This window comes from Teichococcus aestuarii (genome assembly GCF_003116135.1).
Lineage (GTDB): Bacteria > Pseudomonadota > Alphaproteobacteria > Acetobacterales > Acetobacteraceae > Pseudoroseomonas > Pseudoroseomonas aestuarii.
On record NZ_PDOA01000006.1, the window covers coordinates 225,302 to 246,298 of the forward strand.

The window sequence follows — 20,997 nt, forward strand, 5'->3', positions numbered from 1 at the left end:
GTGTGTGCCTCCTCAGGCCGCCGCGGCGTCGCGCGTCGCCGCCCGCAGGCGGGTGCGCAGCCGGTCCGTTCCACAGCCGTCCAGCGCCTCTCCGGGGCCGAAGCGGACGGCCGCCTCCTCCCAGGCCGCGTCGAGCGCGGCGAGATCGTCCGGGTCCTCGTCCGGGATGGCCGAGGCGCCGGTGGCCGGCGCCCGCGCCAGCGTGGCCACCGCCTCCATCACCGCTGCATAGCCGGCATCGCGCGCCGCCAGCCTCCCGGCCAGCGCGCGCAGGATGGCGGCCGGCTCGGCCAGCAGCGCCTGCGCCTCGGCCTCCGGCAGCAGGGAGAGGAACTCCAGGAAGAGCGGCAGGAAATCCGGCAGCTCGCCCGGCGCCATCTCCAGCCCGTGTTGCGCGTAGAGGCCGATCAGGTCGGCCATGGCCTGGCCGCGGTCGCGGCTCTCGCCATGCACATGCTCGAACAGGTGCAGCGAGACGGCGCGGCCGCGGTCGAACAGGTCTACGTAGCGCTCCTGCAGCGCATAGATGTCCTGCGCGGCGAAATCCCGCAGCAGGGCCGCCAGCGCAGTGCGGGAAGCCTCAGACAGCATCGCCTCGGCCTCGAGCGCGGCGGCGATCTCCGGCACGGCGGCCCGCATCGCCTCGGTGGGGTAGGAGAGCAGTGCCGCTAGAGCGCGATAGGTGCGGGCCATCACTCGACCTCCATCGGGGTCTTGCCGGCAGATTTGCCGTCGAACAGGCTGAAGCCGGTCTTGCCCGAGCAGCCATCGCCGAAGGAGAAGCCGCAGGAGCCGCGCAGCTGGTAGGCATCCTCCCCCGTCTCGCGGTGCGCGGTGGGGATGACGAAGCGGTCCTCGTAATTGGCGATGGCCATCAGCCGGTACATCGCCTCGATGTCGTTCCCGGTCAGGCCGACACGCTCGGCGAGGCTGTCGTCCAGCACGCCATCGACGGTCTTGCCGCGCATGTAGGCGCGCATGGCCAGCATCCGCTCCAGCGCCAGCTCCACGGGCTTCGTGCGCCCGGCGGTCAGCAGGTTCGCCAGGTACTCGACAGGGATGCGCAGCGACGCCACGTCCGGGATGCCGCCCACGGCACCGAGGTCACCCTTGGCGGCGGCGGACTGGATCGGGCTCAGCGGCGGCACGTACCAGACCATCGGCAGGGTGCGGTACTCGGGGTGCAGCGGGAAGGCGATCTTCCAGTCCATCGCCATGCGCCACACGGGCGAGTGCTTCGCGGCCTCGAGCCAGGCGTCCGATATGCCGTCCAGCCGCGCCTGGGCCTGCACGCGCGGGTCCGCGGGGTCGAGGAAGACCTTCAGCTGTGCCTCGTAGAGATCGCCCTCGTCCGGCACCGAGGCGGCTTCCGCGATGCGGTCGGCATCGTAGAGCACCACGCCGAGGTAGCGGATGCGGCCGACGCAGGTCTCGGAGCACACCGTGGGCAGCCCTGCCTCGATGCGCGGGAAGCAGAAGGTGCACTTCTCCGACTTGCCGGAGGACCAGTTGTAGTAGACCTTCTTGTAGGGGCAGCCGGAGACGCACATGCGCCAGCCGCGGCACTTGTCCTGGTCGATCAGGACGATGCCGTCCTCCTCCCGCTTGTAGATGGCGCCGGAGGGGCAGGCCGCCGCGCAGGCCGGGTTGAGGCAGTGCTCGCACAGCCGCGGCAGGTACATCATGAAGGTGTTCTCGAAGGCGCCGTAGATCTCCTTCTGCACGCCCTCGAAATTGGCGTCCTGGCTGCGCTTGCTGAACTCGCCGCCCAGGATCTCCTCCCAGTTCGGGCCCCACTCGATCTTCTCCATCCGCTGCCCGCTGATGAGCGAGCGCGGGCGGGCGGTCGGCATGGCCTTCGCCTCGGGCGCCTTCTGCAGGTGCTCGTAGTCGAAGGTGAAAGGCTCGTAGTAGTCGTCGATCTCCGGCATGTCGGGGTTGGCGAAGATCTTGCTCAGCACGCGCCACTTGGCGCCGATGCGCGGCTCGATCCGGCCGTCCTCGCGGCGCACCCAGCCGCCCTTCCATCGCTTCTGGTTCTCCCAGTCCTTCGGGTAGCCGATGCCGGGCTTGGTCTCGACATTGTTGAACCAGGCGTATTCCACGCCCTCGCGGCTGGTCCAGACGTTCTTGCACGTCACCGAGCAGGTGTGGCAGCCGATGCACTTGTCGAGGTTCAGCACCATCGCGATCTGCGCGCGAACCTTCATCACACGATCTCCTTCGCGGCGGTGTCCTCGAGCCAGTCCACCTTGTTCATGCGCCGGATGACGATGAACTCGTCGCGGTTGGCGCCGACCGTGCCGTAGTAGTTGAAGCCGTAGGATTGGTGCGCATAGCCGCCGATCATGTGCGTCGGCTTCAGCACGGCGCGGGTGACGGAGTTGTGGATGCCGCCGCGCTGGCCGGTGACCTCGCTGCCCGGCATGTTCACGATCTTCTCCTGGGCATGGTACATCATCACCATCCCCGGATTGACGCGCTGCGAGACCACCGCCCGCGCCACCAGCGCGCCATTGGCGTTGTAGGCCTCCACCCAGTCATTGTCGGCGATGCCGGCGCGCTGCGCGTCGTCCTCGCTCATCCAGATCACCGGGCCGCCGCGGTTCAGCGTCAGCATCAGCAGGTTGTCGGAATAGGTGCTGTGGATGCCCCACTTCTGGTGCGGCGTGATGAAGTTCAGCACGATCTCGGTGTTGCCGTTGCCGTGCCTGCCCTGCACCGGCGCCACGGCCTTGGTGTCTACCGGCGGGCGCCAGGTGACGAGGCTCTCGCCGAAGCCGCGCATCCACAGGTGGTCCTGGTAGAGCTGCTGGCGCCCCGTCAGCGTCCGCCACGGGATCAGCTCATGGACGTTGGTATAGCCGGCGTTGTAGCAGACCTTCTCGCTCTCCAGCCCTGACCAGGTGGGGGAGGAGATGATCTTGCGCGGCTGCGCCTGCACGTCGCGGTAGCGGATCTTCTCGTCCTCCTTGGGGAGCGCGAGATGCGCGTGGTCGCGGCCGGTGAAGCGGCCGAGCGCCTCCCAGGCCTTCACCGCCACTTCGCCATTCGTCTCCGGCGCCAGGCTCAGGATGGCCTCGATGGCGTCGAGATCGGCGTCGAGCCTGGGCTGGCCGTTCGGCGCGGTGCCGTTCAGCGCGCGCAGGAACTCCACCTCGTGCCGGGTGTCCCAGCCGATGCCCTTGCCGCCATTGCCGAGCTTCTCCAGCAGCGGGCCCACCGAGGTGAAGCGCTCGTACAGTGCCGGATAGTCGCGCTCGACGACACTGACGGCCGGCATGGTGCGGCCGGGGATGGGCGGCACGGCGCCGGTCTTCCAGTCCTGCACTTCATAGGGCTGCGCCAACTCGCCCGCCGTGTCGTGCTGGATCGGCGTCAGCACGACGTCGGTTTCCTTTCCCAGCACCTCGGGCGCCACCTCGGAGAAGCTGCGGGCGATGCCCTTGTAGATCTCCCAGTCCGAGCGCGCCTCCCAGGCCGGGTCCACCGCCGCGGAGAGCGGGTGGATGAAGGGGTGCATGTCGGAGGTGTTGAGGTCGTTCTTCTCGTACCAGGTGGCCGTCGGCAGCACGATGTCCGAGTAGACGCAGGTGGTGGACATGCGGAAGTCCAGCGTCACCAGCAGGTCCAGCTTGCCCTCGGGCGCCTTGTCGTGCCAGCGCACCTCGCGCGGCGTCTCGTGTCCTTCCTCGCCCAGATCCTTGCCCAGCACGCCATGGCTGGTGCCCAGCAGGTGCTTGAGGAAATACTCGTGCCCCTTGCCGGAGGAGCCCAGCAGGTTGGAGCGCCAGACGAACATGTTGCGCGGCCAGTTCGCCGGATCATCCGGGTCCTGGCAGGAGAGCTCGAGCTCGCCGGACTGCACGGCCTGCGCCACATAGTCCTTGGGCTCCATCCCCGCCGCGCGCGCCCTGGCCGCGATGGTCAGCGGGTTCTGCCGGAGCTGCGGCGCGGAGGGCAGCCAGCCCATCCGCTCGGCGCGGACATTGTAGTCGATCAGCGCGCCGCTCCAGTCGCCCTCGGGCGCGGTGGGCGAGAGGATCTCGGAGACGCCGAGCGTCTCGTAGCGCCACTGGTCGGTGTGGGCGTAGAAGAAGGAGGTGGAATTCTGCTGCCGTGGCGGGCGGCTCCAGTCCAGCGCGAAGGCGATCGGCGCCCAGCCGGTCTGCGGCCGCAGCTTCTCCTGCCCGACGTAATGCGCCCAGCCGCCGCCGGATTGCCCGATGCAGCCGCAGAAGACCAGGAGGTTGATGATCCCCCGGTAGGCCATGTCCATGTGGTACCAGTGGTTCAGCCCCGCGCCGAGGATGACCATGGAACGACCCTTGGTCTTCTCCGCGTTGGAGGCGAATTCCCGCGCCACATGGATGATCTGGTGCCGCGGCACGCCCGTCACGCGCTCCGCCCAGGCGGGGGTGAAGGGCTCGTCCGTGTCGTAGGAATGCGCCACATGGCCGCCGCCGAAGCCGCGGTCCAGCCCGTAGTTGCCGCAGAGCAGGTCGAAGACGGTGGTGACCAGCGCCTCGCCGTCACGCAGTTGCAGGTTGCGCACGGGGATGTTGCGGACCAGCACGTCCGGGTGCTCGGTCGCCGTGAAGCCGTTGGTGGCGGCGCCGCCGAAATAGGGGAAGGCGACGCGCGCGGTGGGGCCATGCCCCGCCAGCGTCAGCGCCAGGGTGACATCGGCGCCGCCGCTCTCGCGGGCTTCCAGGTTCCACTTGCCCTGCTCGCCCCAGCGGAAGCCGATGGAGCCGTTCGGCACCACCGGATTGCCGGCGGCGTCGAAGGCCACCGTCTTCCAGGCCGGATTGTTCGCCTCGCCCATCCCGTCCACGAAGTCGTCGGCGCGCAGCAGGCGCTCGGCCACGTAGCGGTCGCCCTGCCGCACCAGGCGCACCAGCATCGGCATGTCGGTGTAGCGGCGGGCGTAATCGTCGAAATAGGGCACGGTGCGGTCGAGGTAGAACTCGCGCAGCATCACATGGCCCATGGCCAGCGCCAGCGCCGCGTCGGTGCCCTGCTTGGGGTGCAGCCAGAGATCGGCGAACTTCGTGGCCTCGGCGTAGTCGGGCGAGACGACGACGCTCTTGGTGCCCTTGTAGCGCACCTCGGTGTAGAAATGCGCGTCCGGCGTGCGCGTCTGCGGCACGTTGGAGCCCCAGAGCATCAGGTAGCCGGCATTGTACCAGTCGGCGCTCTCCGGCACGTCGGTCTGCTCGCCCCAGGTCATCGGGCTGGCGGGCGGCAGGTCGCAGTACCAGTCGTAGAAGCTCATGCAGACACCGCCGAGCAGCGACAGGTAGCGCGAGCCCGCGGCGTAGGAGACCATCGACATCGCCGGGATCGGCGAGAAGCCGATCACGCGGTCCGGCCCATAGGTCCTGGCGGTGTAGGCGTTGGCGGCGGCGATGATCTCGTTGACCTCGTCCCAGCCCGCGCGCACGAAGCCACCGAGGCCGCGCTTCTTCGTGTAGCTCGCGCGCTTCTCCGCATCCTCCACGATCGAGGCCCAGGCGGCGACGGGGGTGCGGATCGCCCGCGCCTCGCGCCACAGCTTCAGCAGGCGGCCGCGCACCATCGGGTGCTTCACGCGGTTGGCGGAGTAGAGATACCAGGAATAGCTGGCGCCGCGGGCGCAGCCGCGCGGCTCGTGGTTCGGCAGGTCCGGGCGCGTGCGCGGGTAGTCCGTCTGCTGCGTCTCCCAGGTGACGATGCCGCCCTTCACGTAGATCTTCCACGAGCAGGAGCCGGTGCAGTTCACCCCATGCGTCGAGCGGACGACTTTGTCGTGCTGCCAGCGCTTGCGGTAGCCGTCCTCCCAGGCGCGCGGCTCGTTGGTGACCACCCCGTGGCCGTCGGCAAAGGTGTCGACCTGCTTCCGGAAGAAGGTCAGCCGGTCAAGGAAGTGGCTCATCCCTGGATTTCCTGCGGTATGCGGTGCCTCGGGCAGCGAGGACCGCGAAGCGTGCCCAGGTTATGGATGAGCTCAGGCGTGGCATTCATTGATCTGAGTCAAGGAACCGGAGTGATCAAAATGCATAATCGGATTGATACAAATCACGCCAACGAGCCCGACGATCAGCGCTCCGCGGCACAGCGAAAGACCTCTTCGGTGGATGCCACGATGCCGTATGACCCTGCGGAGACCGCAGGGGCGGCCCTGTCCGAGAGCGGCACCGAGCCCGCGACGCCCCGGGAGGCCCTGGCCGCCACGCCCTGGCTGCGCGCCGTGCCGGAGGCGCTCCTGGACCGGCTGGCGAGCCTGGCGATCCTGCATCGGCTGCCGGTCGGCAGCGTGGTGTTCGAGCAGGCCGAGACGCCGAGCTTCGCGCAGATCCTGATCGGCGGCAGCGTCGAGCTGCTGGGGATCCGCGGCCGCGAGGAGGCCTTTGTCGAACTGGTCCGTCCGGTCGACCTTCTGCTGCCGGCTGCCGTGCTGAACCGCCAGCCCTACCTGCTGCGGGCCCGCGTGCTCGGCGAGGCGCGCCTGCTGCTGATCCAGGCCGAGATCTTCCGCGAGGCAGTGGCCTCCGACCACGCCTTCTGCCTGGCTGTGCTGGCCTGCCAGGCGGCGCAGTTCCGCCGCCAGGTGAAGCTCGCCAAGAATGTGCGGCTGCGCTCGGCCGAGGAGCGGGTCGGCTGCTACCTGCTCCGCCTCGCCGAGGCCACGCCGCCCGGCCAGGCGGCGCGCCTGCCCACCGAGAAGCGCCTGATCGCCTCCGAGCTCGGCATGACGCGGGAGACCTTCTCCCGCTCCCTCGCCGCGGTGGCCCGCCATGGCCTGCGCGTGGAGGGAGACCTCCTGCACGCCGAGGACCTCGTGGCGGCCCGCGCCCGCTTCGCCCTCGATCCGCTGATCGACGGCCCCGAAACCCTCCATCCGCTCCTGGCAAGGGGAGTTCCAAGATGACGACCGCTCCGGTCGCCCCGGCCGATCAGGGCCGCGCCCTGTGGCTGTCCACCTTCGCCTTCACGGTCTGCTTCGCCGTGTGGACGATCTTCGCCATCATCGGCATCCAGATCCAGAAGGATCTGGGCCTGACCGACACGCAGTTCGGCCTGCTGGTCGGCACGCCGATCCTGGTCGGCTCGCTGATCCGCCTCATCCTCGGCGTCTGGGCCGATCAGTATGGCGGGCGGGTGGTCTTCACCCTCACCATGCTCTCGGCCGCCGCGATGACGGTGCTGCTGACCTTCGCCTACGACTACCCGACCTTCCTGCTGGCCGCGCTCGGCGTCGGCCTCTCGGGCGGCAGCTTCTCGGTCGGCGTGGCCTATGTGGCCAAGTGGTTCCCGAAGGAGAAGCAGGGCACCGCGCTCGGCATCTTCGGTGCCGGCAATGTCGGCGCGGCGGTGACGAAGTTCGCCGCCCCCAGCGTCATGGTGGCCTATGGCTGGCAGAGCGTGGCGCTGATCTGGGCGGCGGCGCTCGCCGTCACGGCGGTGCTGTTCTTCCTGCTCACCCGCGACGACCCCGATCTGGAGCGCCGCCGCGCGGCGGGCGCCCGCCCGGAATCCCTGGCCGCGATGCTGGCGCCGATGGCCAATGTCCAGGTCTGGCGCTTCTCGCTCTACTACTTCTTCGTCTTCGGCGGCTTCGTCGCCCTGGCGCTGTGGCTGCCGCGCTACCTGATCGGCGTCTACGGGCTGGACATCAAGACCGCCGGCATGATCGGCGCCGTCTACTCCATCCCCGCCTCGGTGTTCCGCGCCTATGGCGGCCACCTGTCGGACCGCTATGGCGCGCGGCGGGTGATGTACTGGTCGCTCCTTGTCGGCGTCGCCTGCGCCTTCATCCTCTCCTACCCGCCCGCGCACTATGTCATCCAGGGCATCCGCGGCCCGGTGGCGTTCTCGGCCCGCCTCGGCATCGTGGGCTTCATGGTGGTGGCCTTCGTGCTCGGCTTCTTCATGAGCCTGGGCAAGGCCGCCGTCTACAAGCACATCCCCATCTACTACCCGGACCGCGTGGGCGCGGTGGGCGGCATGGTCGGGCTGGTGGGCGGGCTGGGCGGCTTCCTGTTGCCGATCGCCTTCGGCCTGCTGAACGACCTCACCGGCATCTGGCAGAGCTGCTTCTGGCTGCTCTTCCTCGTCGTCGCCTCGGCCCTGCTCTGGATGCACCTGGCCATCCGCCGGATGGAGCAGGCCGCCGCCGAGGCCGGGCTGCCCGCCCGCGCCCTGCCGGAGCTGCCCGAGATGCAGTCCCTCCATGGCCCAGCCCAGCAGGGCGCGCTGGCCGCGAGCGGCGCCATCCGTGACTGGCGGCCGGAAGACGCCGATTTCTGGGCTGCCAACGGCCGCCGCATCGCGCGCCGCAACCTGTGGATCTCGGTGCCCTGCCTACTGCTCTCCTTCGCGGTGTGGATGGTGTGGTCCGTGGTGGTGGCCAAGCTGCCCGCCATCGGCTTCGCCTTCAGCAACGAGCAGCTCTTCTGGCTGGCCGCGCTGCCCGGCCTCTCGGGCGCCACGCTGCGCGTCTTCTATTCCTTCATGCCCGCCATGTTCGGCGGCCGGCTGTGGACGACGCTGACCACCTGGTCGCTCGCCCTGCCGGCGCTCGGCATGGGCTTCGCGGTGCAGGAGCCCTCCACCCCCTACTGGATCTTCCTGGCCCTGGCGCTGCTCTGCGGCCTGGGCGGCGGCAACTTCGCCTCCTCCATGGCCAACATCTCCTTCTTCTTCCCCAAGGCGGAGAAGGGCAACGCGCTGGCCATCAATGCCGGGCTCGGCAATCTCGGCGTCAGTGTGGTGCAGTTCGTGGTGCCGCTGGTCATCACCACGGGCGTCTTCGGCTGGCTGGGCGGCGCGCCGCAGGCCGCCCTCGCGGGCGGCGCGCAGGCCTCGCTGTGGCTGCAGAATGCGGGCTTCGTCTTCGTCCCCTTCATCGTGGCCAGCGCCATCGCCGCCTGGTTCGGCATGGACGACATCGCCACGATGAAGGCTTCCTTCGCCGACCAGTCGGTCATCTTCCGCCGCTTGCACAACTGGATCATGTGCTGGCTCTACACCGGCACCTTCGGCTCCTTCATCGGCTTCTCGGCCGCCTTCCCGCTGCTGACGAAGATCCTCTTCCCCGAGGTCAACGCCCTCTCCTACGCCTTCCTTGGCCCGCTGGTCGGCGCCCTGGCGCGCGCGGCGGCGGGGCGGCTGACGGACCGCGTGGGCGGCGGGCGCATCAGCCTGTGGGTGTTCGTGGCGATGAGCCTCGGCACGCTCGGCATCCTCTACGCCATCGGCATGAAGGGCAGCACCTCGGCCTTCCCGGCCTTCTTCGGCAGCTTCCTCTTCCTGTTCGCCGCCAGCGGCGTCGGCAACGCCTCCACCTTCCAGATGATCCCGGCGATCATGCGCAAGGAGGTCGCGCGCCTGAACCCGGGCCGCCCGGCGGCGGAGCTGGTGAAGCAGGCGGACAAGGAATCGGCGGCGATCATCGGCTTCACCTCGGCCGTGGCCGCCTATGGCGCCTTCTTCATTCCGAAGTCGTTCGGCAGTTCCATCGCGGCCACCGGCGGGGCGGAGCTGGCCCTCTACGGCTTCCTCGGCTTCTACGTCAGCTGCATCGCCATGACCTGGTGGTTCTACACCCGGCACGGCGGCCTGCTGCACGACGTGGAGCGCGGCGGCCGCAAGGCGCCCGTGCCTGCGCCCTCCCCGGCGGAGTAGGCACGCCCGCGCGGGAGGATGGCGCCACGCCTCTCCCACCAAGGGAACATCGCGCCGGCGGGACATCGCAGCCGCCGGCGCCGCGTCAGCCAGAACCGGCCCCTTCCGGGGCCTCCAGGAGAGCCGCCCGATGAGCGCTTCCACTGCTTCCGTCTTCGGCCCGCGCAGCGTCGCCGAGATCGCCGCCGCCCTGCCGGGCGCGACGGCCGTGTTCCGCCGCCACAAGCTGGATTTCTGCTGTGGCGGGCAGGCTCCGCTCGCCGAGGCGGCGGCACGGCGTGGCGTCGACCTCGCCACGGTGGAGGGCGAGCTTGCCGCCCTCCTCCCCGATGCCGCCGCCGCCACGGTGCCGCAGGAGACGGGCGCGCTGATCACCCTGATCGAGCAGCGCTACCACGCGACGCACCGGCGCGAATTGCCGGAGCTGGTCCGCCTAGCACGCCGGGTCGAGGCGGTGCATGGCGAGCATCCCCTCGCGCCGCGCGGCCTGGCCGATCTGCTGGAGCGGATGGCCGCCGAGCTCGAAGACCACATGCAGAAGGAGGAGCGGATCCTCTTCCCGCTGATGCGCCAGGGCGGCCACCCGATGATCGGCCAGCCGATCAGCGTCATGCGCGCCGAGCACGATGACCATGGCGGGCATCTGCAGGCGCTGGAGGGGCTGACGCAGAGCGGCGTTCCGCCGGAGGGCGCCTGCAACACCTGGCGCGCCCTCTACGCCGGCACGCGCAAATTCGCCGACGACCTGATGGAGCACGTCCATCTGGAGAACAACGTGCTGTTCCCGCGCTTCTCGGCCTGACCCGCCATGCCGGCCCCCGTCCCGATCGGCATCGTCACCGTCTCCGACCGCGCCAGCCAGGGCGTGTATGCGGATGCGGGCGGTCCCGCCATCCACGCGGTTCTGGCGCGCATCCTGGCCACGCCCTGGCGCGCCGCCGCGCGGCTGGTGCCGGATGAGCAGCCGCAGATCATGTCGGCGCTGACGGCGCTGGCCGACCGGGAGCGATGCCCCCTGATCATCACCACCGGCGGCACGGGGCCGGCCCCGCGCGATGTCACGCCCGAGGCGACGGAGGCGGTCTGTGACCGCCTCCTGCCCGGCTTCGGGGAGCTGATGCGCGCCGTCTCGCTGCGTGCCGTGCCGACCGCCATCCTGTCGCGCCAGGCCGCCGGCACGCGGGGGCGCAGCCTGATCGTGAACCTCCCGGGCAAGCCTTCGGCCATCGCCGAATGCCTGGAGGCGGTCTTCCCTGCCATCCCCTACTGCATCGACCTGATCGGCGGCCCCCGGCTGGAGACCGACCCTGCCATCTGCAAGGCCTTCCGCCCGCAAGGCGCCTGAAGGACGTTCCGGCGGCCAGGTCCTGGCGCCGGAAGTGCCGGTGTGTGCCAGGGGCCTCTCATGCCTGCCATCGCCTGCCACGGGCGGGTTCCCGCAAAGCCGGCATCCTTTCCCGGCCTCAGCCTGCGCCTGCCTGTCCTTCCCGGAGATTCGCCCTCGCCGCGGCCATGACCTCTCCGGACAGCAAGTCGAGGAGCCGTGCGCCGATCCGGGCCGCCTGCCAGTGCAGCGCGACGCCGAGCCGGCGTTCCGGCACCAGCTCGACCAGGCGGCCGGAGCCCAGATGGTCCGCGACGAGAGGCAGCGGGTTCATGCCCCAGCCCAGCCCGGCGAGCGCGCCATCCACGAAGCCCTGCGTGGACGGCACCCAATGCACCGGCGCATCCAGCGCGGCGGCGCCGAGGATCTCGCCTGCCCAGCGTGCCTGCAGGCCGTCCCGCCGGTCGAAGCGCAGCATCGGTGCCCGCGTGATCGCCTCGGCGTCCACGCCGCGCGGGAAGTGGCGGCGGACGAAATCCGGGCTGGCCGTCGCCGCATAGCGCAAGGCGCCGAGCGCGACGGTGCGGCAGCCCTGCACGGGGGCGGGATCGGTCGTCACCGCCGCCAGCACCTCGCCGGAGCGCAGGCGGCCGGCCGTGTGCTCCTCGTCGTCCAGCACGAGGTCGAGCAGCGCTCCGGTCCGCTCCGCGAAGCGCGCCGCGGCCGGCAGGAACCAGCTTCCGAGGCTGTCGGCATTCACGGCGATGCGCAGCGTGACCCGGCTTTCACTCCGCTCGCCCCGCCCGGCGATGCCGGGGAGCTGCGCGGCCAGCTCGCCTTCCAGCAGCCGGACCCGCTCGGCATGCGCGCAGAGCTTCGCCCCGGCCTCGGTCGGTACCGGCGGTTGACCGCGCATGACGAGCACCGCGCCGAGACGCTCCTCCAGGCCGCGGACGCGCTGCGACACCGCCGAGGGCGTGACGCCCAGGACGGCGGCGGCGCGCTCGAAGCCGCCTTCGCGCACCACGGCGGCCAAGGCAGCCAGGGACGGATAGTCGAGCAGGTTTAGCTCCGCTTCATCGAGGTTAGAAAGATGATCTGGCCTACAGGAAGGCGTGGCGGCAGGAAAGCGCCCATGATCACCGCCACCCCCTTCCTGACCGGCTTTGCCCTTTCCGCGGCCTTCATCGTCGCCATCGGCGCGCAGAATGCCTTCGTGCTCCGCCAGGGCCTGCGGCGCGAGCATGTCGGGCCGGTCGTCCTCTTCTGCGCCCTGGCAGACGTCATCCTGATGGGTGCCGGCGTCGCCGGTCTTGGCGCAGCGCTGGAGCGCCTGCCAGGCCTCGTTACGGTTCTCACCCTGGGCGGGGCCTTGTTCCTAACCTGGTACGGGGCCGGGGCGCTCCGCCGTGCCTTGCGCCCGGCCGGGGGCCTGTTGGCGGACCAGCCGGCCGCGGCCCTCACCCTGCGGGCGGCACTGGCCCGCACGGCAGGGTTCACCCTTCTCAACCCCCATGTCTATCTCGACACCGTCCTGCTGGTCGGCGGGATCGGCGCTGCGCAGCCGCCGGGCGGGCAGCCTGCCTTCCTGGCCGGAGCAGGCATGGCCAGCGCGTTCTGGTTCGCCGCCCTGGGCTATGGCGCACGCCTGCTGGCGCCGCTCTTCTCGCGCCCCGCGGCATGGCGCGTGCTGGATGGAATGATCGGGCTGACGATGCTGGCCATGGCTGCCGGGCTTGTTGTCCACGGCCTGGCGTGAGCACGGCCTGCAGGGCTGCGGAACCCGGTCATCCTCTCGTCAGCGTGCCGAGCCGCGCTCAGGAGCATCACCGCCATGATCCTCCGCTCCCCTTCCGGCAGGGGGTGGGCCGGCAGTGGTCAGGCTTCTGCGATCATGGCCCTGACGCGGGTGGCGAGCCCTTCCATCGAGAATGGCTTGACCATGACCTGCATCCCCTCGGACAGATGGCCATGGCTGAGCACCGCGCTGTCCGCGTAGCCGGTGATGAACAGCACCTTGAGGCCGGGACGTAGCACGCGCCCCGCCTCGGCCATCTGCCGCCCGTTCATGCCGCCAGGCAGGCCCACATCCGTCACCAGCAGGTCGATATGCGCGTTCGAGCGCAGCATGTTCAGCCCTTCGGCGCCATCGGCCGCCTCGATGGCCGTGTAGCCCAGCTCCCCCAGCACCTCGGTGACCAGCATGCGCACAGTGGGCTCGTCGTCCACCACCAGCACCGTCTCGCCCTGCTGCGCCCGCGGTGCTTCGGCCAGTTCGACGGGAGACTCCCCGGTGACCGGCCTGCCGGCATGCGGGGGCAGGTAGAGGCACACCCTGGTACCCTGCCCCGGCTCGGAGGCGATGTGCACCTGGCTGCCGGACTGGTGCGCGAAGCCATAGATCATGCTCAGGCCCAGGCCGGTGCCCTCACCGAGAGGCTTGGTGGTGAAGAAGGGGTCGAAGGCGCGGGCGATCACGTCGGGCGCCATGCCGGTGCCGTTGTCGGTGACGCAGAGCGTCAGGAAATCGCCCGCCGGGACGCCGAGGTCGTCCGCCGCGCGCGCGTCCAGCCCCTGGCGGCCAGTCTCGATCACGAGCCTGCTGCCGTCCGGCATGGCGTCGCGGGCGTTGATGCAGAGGTTCAGCAGAGCGTTCTCGAGCTGGTTCGGGTCGATCAGGACGGGCGGAAGCCCCGGCTCGCCCACGATATCGACCGTGATGGCCGGGCCAACGGTGCGCCGGATCAGGTCCCCCATATCCCCGACCAGCCAGTTCATGTCCGTGGGCTTCGGGTCCAGCGTCTGCCGCCGCGAGAAGGCCAGCAGCCGGTGCGTCACCGCCGCCGCGCGATCGGCGGCACCGCGGGCGGCGCCGATGTAGCGGTCCAGGGCGCCGATCCGGCCCTCCGCTACCCGGGCCTGCAGAAGCTCCAGGCTGCCGATGATCCCGGTCAGCAGATTGTTGAAATCGTGCGCGAGGCCACCCGTGAGTTGCCCCACCGCCTCCATCTTCTGCGCCTGGCGCAGCTGCTCCTCCGCCTTGCGCAGCGCGTCGGCGGTTGCCTTCTCCTCGGTGATGTCGCGTCCCGCGGCGATGATCAGGCCATCGCCCGGCCCGCCCGTCCAGGCGATCCAGCGGTAGGTGCCGTCCGTGTGCCGGTAGCGGTTCTCGAAGCGCCGGAAGGCCTGTCCTCCCGCGATGGCGGAGGTGCACTCGGCCGTCCGCTCATGATCCTCCGGATGGATGAGGTCGAGCAGGTTGCGCCCGACCAGATCGTCCTGCGTCCAGCCCAGCGTCGCGGCCCAGGCCGGGTTCGTGGCCTGGATGGTGCCGTCGAACCCGGCCACCAGCATGATGTCCTTCGACAAGGTCCAGAGCCGGTTGCGGTCGGCGGTGCGCTCGGCGACCTGCTGCTCAAGGCTCTCGTTCAGGCGGCGAAGTGCCTCCTCCGCCACGCGGCGCGCGGTGACGTCGTTGGCGGTGCCGAACCACTCCGTGATCTCGCCCGCCGGGCCAAGCAGGGGCACGGCCTTCGACTGTGTCCAGCCGACGCCGCCCGCCGCGAGCCGGACCCGGTGCTCGAGCGAGAACACCGTCTGGTTCCGGATCGCCTCCTGGATCGCCGCGGTGACACGCGCCTGCTCGTCTTCCGGGATGTAGTCGGCCAGCCAATGCGGGTTGGCCGAGCCGGTGTCGACCAGGAAACCGTTGCCGGTGAGCTGGTGCATCTCTGCCCAGTCGGCGCTCATGGAGTACAGCACTTCCGAGGAGGCGCTCACCACGGCGGCCAGCCGCGCCTTGCTGGCCTGCAGCGCCTCGTTCTGCTGCGCGAGTGCAGCGTTGGCCTGGAGCAGGTCGCGCTCCGCCACCACCTGGCGCGTCGTCTCGGTCACCACCAGGAAGATGCCCGTGATCTTGCCATGGTCGTCCCACAGCGGGCTGTGGCAGTGCGTGAAGTAGGCGTCCTTCGGCGCCCCGTCACGGTCGGGCGTATATCTGGCGTTCTCGACGAAGAAGGATTCGCCGGACAGCACGCGGTTGAAAATGGGCGTGAGCTGGTCCCACATCTCCGACCACCATTCGTAGGCAGGCCGGCCGAGGTTCCCCGGGTGCTTCCGGCCCAGGCTGGGCGCGTAGGCGTCATTGTAGAAGGTGACCAGCTCCGGGCCCCAATGGATCATCATGGGGAAATCGGAACTGAGAATGATGCGGACAGCCGTCCGCAGCGAGAGTGGCCAGCCCTCGACAGGGCCGAGCGGGTTGCTGGCCCAGTCGACCGCCCGCAGCCGTGCCCCAGCTTCCCCGCCGCCGGCGAGACACATGTCTTCCGGCACGGCTCTCTAGCGCTCCATCTCGGCCGGACAGGCTGCAAGCCTCAGGAGCCGCTCCTGCTCGATGGCCTCCTCCCGTTCCAAGACCCGGAGCGCTGCCCGAACGACCTCGCTGGCGTTCTGGTAGCGGCCGGAGGAGACCCGCTCCAGGATGAAGCGGTCCATGGCCGGAGTGATGGAGACGTTCTTGCAGATCTGGCGAGGCATGCGGCAAGGAATGATAATTCAGGCGGAATGTCAAAGATTGATAGGCGCTGCCGAGCATGGCGGCTCCCCCCGGCTTTGGGGGTGACGAATGTGGTCCTGGCCCGCGAAACCGCTCCATTCGGGACGCTACTCTCCCGGGCTCAGCGGCCGGCCGCGGCCCTGGTCCGGCTAGCGGCGCCTGCCCGTGCCGCTCCGGCGGGAAGGCTGGCCGGAGGACCGGAAGGGCGGCCACCGGCTCTGTGCCGAAGAAGGCCATCGGCTCTATGCCGAAGAAGGGCTGTCGGTCCGGGCCAGGGGCTGGAGCGCCCGGCGGTGGGTGGACCAGCCGGCGCCGGATGATCGGCGTTCCGTTGCCCGGTCGGCGGCGTCCTCATAAGCCCGGATGTGGGCGCAGCTCTTCACATTGCTGGTCCCGGGCTGGTCCCGGGCCGATTCCGGGCCGGTCCCGGTCGTATGCCAGCGGCTCTCCGGTGCAGCGGCGCTGCCACCCTTCAGCCCCGCTTTCCGTGGAAGGCAAGGTGCCTGCGGGTGGCGCCAGGGCGGCAGATGCAGGTCCGATGGTCGATCAGCATTTCGAAGCCGTCTCCTGAACAGGAACGCCGGCAGGGTGCCCCTCGGCCGCAGGCTCGATGACCAGCAGGACGAGATCGCGCAGGGAGGCCAGCGTCATCAGCGCGGCGCTGACAGGGATGGCAGCGTACCAGGCAGCGACCGGCAGCTCGAGAATCGGCGAGGTGGCACTGGCGTCCAGCGCCAGGTTCAGGCCGTACCAGCCCAGGATCAGCGCGAAGGCCAGGCAGCACAGCGTGACGAGCAGGCGCAGCACCCGGCGAGCGAGGCCTTGCGGCAACGCCTGCAGCAGCACGTCGACGGCGAAGTGCCCACCCTCCCGCCACAGCTCGGCGGCGCCCAGGAAGACCATCCAGGCGAAGAGGAACTCCACCCCCTCCCCCACCCAGGCGATCTCGGCCATGCCGGCGGCGCGGCCAAGGATGTTCGCCGCGACGAGCAGCATGAGCAGCGCCAGCGCCCCCGCAGCCAGGAAGCGCAGCGCGAAGCCGATGCCGCGGTCGATCGTCTTGAGCTGTTCCATGTCAGCGGGCCCAGTAATGCGGCAGCAGGGTAGAGACCGCGGGGATGAAAGCGACCAGCAGGGTCACGACAAGGATTCCCAGCAGGTAAGGCCAGAGTTCCGCCACCAGCTCCCCCATGCGGACACGGCAGACGGTGCAGATGGCGAACAGCACCATGCCCACAGGTGGCGTCAGCAGGCCGATTGCCGTCGTCAGCACCAGCATGACGCCGAACTGCAGCGGGTCGATGCCGAAATGCTGCACCACCGGCATGAACAAGGGCGTGGTGATGACGATGATGGCCACACCCTCGATGAACATGCCGAGCACGAGCAGCACTGCCAGCATCAGCATGGTGGCCGCCATGGGGCCATCGGCCACGGAGAGCAGGCCGGAGACCAGCGCGTCCGGCACCCGCTGGTGCGTCAGCATCCAGCCGAAGAAGCCGGAGGCCGCGATGACGAACATGATGACGGCCGTGGAGCGCGCGGTGGACCACAGGATGCCCGGGAGATGGCGCCAGGTGATCTCCCGGTACACCACCATGCCGAGGAACAATGCATAGGCGCAGGCGACCACGCCGGCCTCGGTCGGCGTGAACAGGCCGCCGAGCAGGCCGCCGATCAGCAGCGCCGGGGCACCGAGCGGCAGCACGCCGCCCAGCACCGCGACGGTTGCCTCCCGCAGGGTCGGCCGTGCCTCACGCGGGTAGTTGCGCAGCCGCGCGGTGACGGCGACGGCGACCATCATCACCGCCGTCATCAGCAGACCCGGCACGACGCCCGCCAGGAACAACTGCACCACCGAGAGCCCGGTGATGCCGCCATAGATGACGAAGGGCACGCTGGGCGGGAAGATGGGCCCGATGGTGGAGGAGGCGGCGGTGACGGCGGCCGAGAAGCCGAGGCCGTAGCCGCTCTTCTGCATGGCACGGATCTCGACCTGGCCGAGGCCTGCGGCATCGGCCACCGCGGCGCCGGACATGCCGGAGAAGAGCAGGCTGGCCAGCACGTTCACCTGGCCGAGCCCGCCCCGCATCCGCCCGACCAGCACGCTGGCCAGCCGGAACAGCCGGTCGGTGATGCCGGCGGTGTTCATGATGGTGCCCGCCATGACGAAGAAGGGGATGGCGAGCAGGGTGAAGCTGGTGCCGGCCGCGTACATGCGCTGCGGCAGCATCGGCAGCACCATGGCCTGGTCGGCCAGCAGGTAGAGGACGATGCCGGTGCCGCCGATGGCGACCGCCACAGGCAGGCCCAGCGCGATCAGCGCCACCACGGTACCGAGGATGAGGAAGGCGGTCATGGCGGCGCCCCTGCCTCAGGCCCTGGCGCTCTGCACGATCTTCAGCATCCGGTCCATGTTGGCGCGGCCCGCATAGGCGGCGACGCGGTCATAGGCCGGGCCCATCGCGGCGCGGAACGGCTCCAGCTCGGGCCGGGTGATCTTGACGCCGGCCGCCTCCAGCTTGCGCAGCTCCTCCGTCTCCTGCTCCGCCACCAGGCGGCGCATCAGCGCCGCGGCGTTGGTGCTTTCCTCGCGCAGAAGCTCCTGCTGCTTCTTGTCGAGCTTCTGCCAGCGGCCGCGGTTCATCACATGCACCAGGCTGTTGTAGCAGTGCCGCGTCAGCGCCAGGTGCGGCTGCGTCTCGTGCAGCTTCATGTGCCAGATGACGCCGACCGGGTTCTCCTGCCCGTCCACCACGCCCTGGTTCAGCGCGCTGGGAAGCTCGGTGAAGGCGATCTGCGTGGCGCGGCCGCCCAGCGCCTCGATGCAGGCGACCAGTTGCACCTCGGGCGGCGTGCGGATGCGCAGTCCCTTGACGTCGTCCGGCGTCAGGATCGGCCGGCGCGAGTTGGTGATGTTGCGGAAGCCATAGTCCCACGTGGCGAGCTGCACCAGGCCCTGCTTCTCCAGCAGTGGCGCGCTCCACTCCGCGAAAGCGCCATCCAGCACGGCGAAGGCGTGCGCCGGATCACGGAAGATGAAGGGCGCCATCACGGTTGCGAAGGCCTTCTCGTACTTGTCGAGCGCCCCCTGCGTGGGCAGGTTCATGTCGATGACGCCCAGCTTGGTCTGCTCGAGCTGCTCGGGCGGCGCGCCAAGCTGGTTCGACGGGAAGATGTCGATCTTCAGGGCGCCGTCGGAGCGGCGCTCGACCGCCTCCTTCATCTGCAGCGCCGCCTTGTGGCCGGGATGGCTGTCGGCGGCGAGGTGCGCCAGCTTCAGCGTGGTGGCGGCGGCGGCCGAGCGGCCAAGCAGGGCCGGTGCGGCCAGCACCGCGCTGCCCAGCAGCAGCGCGCGACGGTTGGTGTTCATTGCCTTGGACTCCCCTTTGATGCGGCCGGTCTCAGCCGGCTTTCGCGCCATCCGGCAGTGTCGCCTCGATGCCGGTGAAATGTTCGTAAGCCTTGATGACGGCCGCGCAGTTCTCCTCGGAGAAGCCCAGCGCCTCGGCCATCGCGTAGGTCTGGTGGATGCTGTCCGCCATGAAGCCCGGGAGGCCGGCGCTCTCCAGCCAGCGCGCGTAGTACTTCACGTCCTTCCGGGCCAGTGCGATGCTGATGCCGGGGTCGAAGTCGCGCGACAGGGTCTTGCGGCCGTAGAGGTCGAGCATGCCGCTGCGGCCGCCGGCGGCGGAGATGATCTCGACCGCGCGGCCCAGATCCAGTCCATCCTTGGCGGCCAGCGCAAAGCCCTCGCACCAGGCGGCGACATTGGCGAAGGCCACGTAGTTGTGGATCAGCTTCAGCCGGATGGCGTGGCCGACGGGGCCGATATGGAACACGTTCTCGGCGTAAAGCGCGAAGACCGGCCGCAGCGAGTCCAGCAGCGCCGCCTCGCCGCCGAACAGCACGTTGACGCAGCCCTGCTCAGCATGGACAGGGGTGCGGGTCATCGGCGCCTCGGCATAGGCGATGCCGCGCCCGGCGGCCGCCTCGCTCATCCGCCGCACCGCCTCCGGGTTGGTGGTGGTGTGGTCCAGCAAGATGCTGCCGGGGCGCATCGCCGCCAGCAGCCCGTCAGGGCCGAGCGATAGCGCCTCCACATCCTCGGCAGTGTTGACGCAGATGGCGAGGATGTCGGCTGCGGTGGCCATCGCGGCCAGCGAGGGGGCCGCAGTCGCCCCGAGCGCCACATGTTGCGCCACGGCTTCCTCGCGCCGGTCGGCCACCATGACCTGGCGGCCTTTCCGCAGCAGGTTGCGGACCAGGCCGCCGCCCATGCCGCCCAGTCCAATGAAGCCGATGCTGCGCGCGTCGTCGGACATGCCTGCCGTCACCCTCCCCTGCTCTGCTCCTGAAGCCCGGAACAGTCATGCTTGGCGTGGACGTCAGCACACCGTAAGATGTCTTACAAGTGGATTTGCGATGCGCGACGCCTTGATGGCATCGGGCCGCCAGATCCTCCATCGCATGGGATACTACGTGACCCGAACCTCCTTCCCGTCTCTGCGCCGCCGTGGCCCGACTCTACCGGAGGCCGTGGCCGGTGAACTGACACAGGCGATACGCGCCGGACGCCTGGGGCCCGGGGATCGCCTGCCGGGCGAGCAGCAGCTCGCCAGCGAGTTCGGCGTCAGCCGCCCTGTGGTGCGCGAGGCGATCTCCCGTCTGCAGCAGGAAGGGCTTGTCGAGAAGCAGCAGGGACGCGGCGCCTTTGTCGCCGATCCGGCCCGTTCCGGCGTTTTCCGCATCTCGCCGGCCTGCTTCGCCAAGCGGCAGGAACTGGCGAAGCTGCTGGAGATGCGCACCGGGCTGGAGGCCGATGCCGCTGCCCTCGCCGCGCTGCACCGGCGCCCCGCCGACCTGCAAGCGATGGAGGCGGAACTCGCAAACCTGGTCGCCGCCGATGCGCGTGGTCGGGACGGCGCCGCCGACTGGGTTGCGGCGGAGAATGCCTTCTACGCTGCCATTGCCTCAGCGGCAGGGAACGAGCACGTCCGGGTGTTCCTCGAGATGATGTCGGTGCAGATAAGCATGCACCTGTCCTCCGTGGTGGTGAAGAACGCCATGGCGGTGGAGCTTGGCGGCGCGGTCCTGGCCGAGCACCTTGCGGTTCATGCCGCCATCGCCGCCGGTGATGCGGAAGCCGCACGCAGCAGTGCGCGGCGCCATTTCACGGCCGCCGCAGCCCGTTTGGTGGCCCGCGCCGATTTGGCTGATATCTGATAACCCATCTGCGCGGCTGCGCGCTCCCGGTGCTGCCGCTGGTGCGCTCGCTGGCTGACCAGGCCGGGCGCCTGCTCACCCTGACTGCCTCGCTAGGGCCTGTTAGAGCTTGAGCCAGTCGGCGGCTGCTGCGAGGCAGAGGATGCCGATGAAGGATCGGGCGGTCTTCTCGTAGCGGGTGGCGACGGCACGCCATTCTTTGAGGCGGGCCCAAAGGTTC

At 69.7% G+C, this 20,997-nt stretch carries 16 protein-coding genes and 1 pseudogene; 6 read left to right on the forward strand and 11 right to left on the reverse strand.

The window, feature by feature from the left end; genetic code table 11:
- Positions 1–12: 12 nt before the first annotated feature.
- Genes narJ through CR165_RS11775 form a run of 3 tightly spaced genes read right to left on the reverse strand, consistent with a single transcriptional unit; the run spans position 13 to position 5,917 of the window.
- Complete coding sequence (narJ, locus tag CR165_RS11765) at positions 13–693, reverse strand: nitrate reductase molybdenum cofactor assembly chaperone (protein ID WP_109517176.1); 681 nt, start codon at positions 691–693, stop codon at positions 13–15.
- Positions 693–2,210, reverse strand: a complete 1,518-nt coding sequence (gene narH / locus CR165_RS11770) for a nitrate reductase subunit beta (protein WP_109517177.1) — start codon at positions 2,208–2,210, stop codon at positions 693–695. The genes narJ and narH overlap by 1 nt, the downstream gene beginning before the upstream one ends.
- Positions 2,210–5,917 (reverse strand): nitrate reductase subunit alpha, encoded by a 3,708-nt coding sequence (locus tag CR165_RS11775; protein ID WP_109517178.1) that lies wholly within the window; start codon positions 5,915–5,917, stop codon positions 2,210–2,212. The genes narH and CR165_RS11775 overlap by 1 nt, the downstream gene beginning before the upstream one ends.
- A 210-nt stretch (positions 5,918–6,127) precedes the next feature.
- Between CR165_RS11775 and CR165_RS11780 the strand changes: the two genes are divergently transcribed.
- The 4 genes from CR165_RS11780 to mog all read left to right on the forward strand — a co-directional run bounded on the left by CR165_RS11780 (position 6,128) and on the right by mog (position 11,014).
- Complete coding sequence (locus CR165_RS11780; protein ID WP_181378122.1) at positions 6,128–6,913, forward strand: helix-turn-helix domain-containing protein; 786 nt, start codon at positions 6,128–6,130, stop codon at positions 6,911–6,913.
- Positions 6,910–9,669: a nitrate/nitrite transporter gene (locus CR165_RS11785; RefSeq protein ID WP_109517180.1), complete on the forward strand. Its 2,760-nt coding sequence runs from the start codon at positions 6,910–6,912 to the stop codon at positions 9,667–9,669. Before CR165_RS11780 ends, CR165_RS11785 begins: the two co-directional genes overlap by 4 nt.
- A gap of 130 nt (positions 9,670–9,799) precedes the next feature.
- Positions 9,800–10,471, forward strand: coding sequence for an iron-sulfur cluster repair protein YtfE (gene ytfE, locus CR165_RS11790; protein ID WP_109517181.1), 672 nt, complete (start codon positions 9,800–9,802; stop codon positions 10,469–10,471).
- Between the two features lie 6 nt (positions 10,472–10,477).
- Positions 10,478–11,014: a molybdopterin adenylyltransferase gene (gene mog / locus CR165_RS11795; RefSeq protein WP_109517182.1), complete on the forward strand. Its 537-nt coding sequence runs from the start codon at positions 10,478–10,480 to the stop codon at positions 11,012–11,014.
- Positions 11,015–11,132: 118 nt separating this feature from the next.
- On the opposite strand, the gene CR165_RS11800 is transcribed toward mog, so the two are convergent.
- Positions 11,133–12,056: a LysR family transcriptional regulator ArgP gene (locus tag CR165_RS11800; RefSeq protein WP_109517206.1), complete on the reverse strand. Its 924-nt coding sequence runs from the start codon at positions 12,054–12,056 to the stop codon at positions 11,133–11,135.
- Between the two features lie 72 nt (positions 12,057–12,128).
- Here CR165_RS11800 and CR165_RS11805 point away from each other — a divergent pair, with 72 nt between their 5' ends.
- Positions 12,129–12,752: a LysE/ArgO family amino acid transporter gene (locus CR165_RS11805; RefSeq protein ID WP_109517207.1), complete on the forward strand. Its 624-nt coding sequence runs from the start codon at positions 12,129–12,131 to the stop codon at positions 12,750–12,752.
- A gap of 119 nt (positions 12,753–12,871) precedes the next feature.
- Here CR165_RS11805 and CR165_RS11810 read toward each other — a convergent pair whose 3' ends face one another.
- The 6 genes from CR165_RS11810 to CR165_RS11835 form a co-directional block, all read right to left on the reverse strand.
- Positions 12,872–15,316 carry a hybrid sensor histidine kinase/response regulator gene (locus CR165_RS11810; RefSeq protein ID WP_109517183.1) on the reverse strand — a complete coding sequence of 815 codons (2,445 nt, stop codon included), beginning with the start codon at positions 15,314–15,316 and terminating at the stop codon, positions 12,872–12,874.
- An 18-nt stretch (positions 15,317–15,334) separates the two neighbouring features.
- Positions 15,335–15,532: a type II toxin-antitoxin system ParD family antitoxin gene (locus CR165_RS11815; RefSeq protein ID WP_109517184.1), complete on the reverse strand. Its 198-nt coding sequence runs from the start codon at positions 15,530–15,532 to the stop codon at positions 15,335–15,337.
- A 565-nt stretch (positions 15,533–16,097) separates the two neighbouring features.
- The gene (locus tag CR165_RS11820; protein ID WP_109517185.1) at positions 16,098–16,625 is read right to left on the reverse strand and encodes a TRAP transporter small permease; all 528 of its coding nucleotides are present in this window, start codon (positions 16,623–16,625) and stop codon (positions 16,098–16,100) included.
- Position 16,626: 1 nt separating this feature from the next.
- On the reverse strand, positions 16,627–17,910 hold the full coding sequence (locus tag CR165_RS11825; protein ID WP_109517186.1) for a TRAP transporter large permease: 1,284 nt from the start codon (positions 17,908–17,910) through the stop codon (positions 16,627–16,629).
- Positions 17,911–17,925: 15 nt separating this feature from the next.
- Positions 17,926–18,924, reverse strand: a complete 999-nt coding sequence (locus tag CR165_RS11830; protein WP_181378123.1) for a TRAP transporter substrate-binding protein — start codon at positions 18,922–18,924, stop codon at positions 17,926–17,928.
- Positions 18,925–18,955: 31 nt separating this feature from the next.
- Entirely contained in the window at positions 18,956–19,876 is a 921-nt protein-coding gene (locus CR165_RS11835; protein WP_109517188.1) for an NAD(P)-dependent oxidoreductase, read from the reverse strand.
- A gap of 100 nt (positions 19,877–19,976) precedes the next feature.
- Between CR165_RS11835 and CR165_RS24510 the strand changes: the two genes are divergently transcribed.
- Entirely contained in the window at positions 19,977–20,777 is an 801-nt protein-coding gene (locus tag CR165_RS24510) for a FadR/GntR family transcriptional regulator (protein ID WP_181378124.1), read from the forward strand.
- A 102-nt stretch (positions 20,778–20,879) separates the two neighbouring features.
- On the opposite strand, the pseudogene CR165_RS11850 reads toward CR165_RS24510, so the two are convergent.
- A pseudogene (locus CR165_RS11850) lies at positions 20,880–20,997 on the reverse strand (IS5-like element ISMex42 family transposase); the annotation flags it as partial.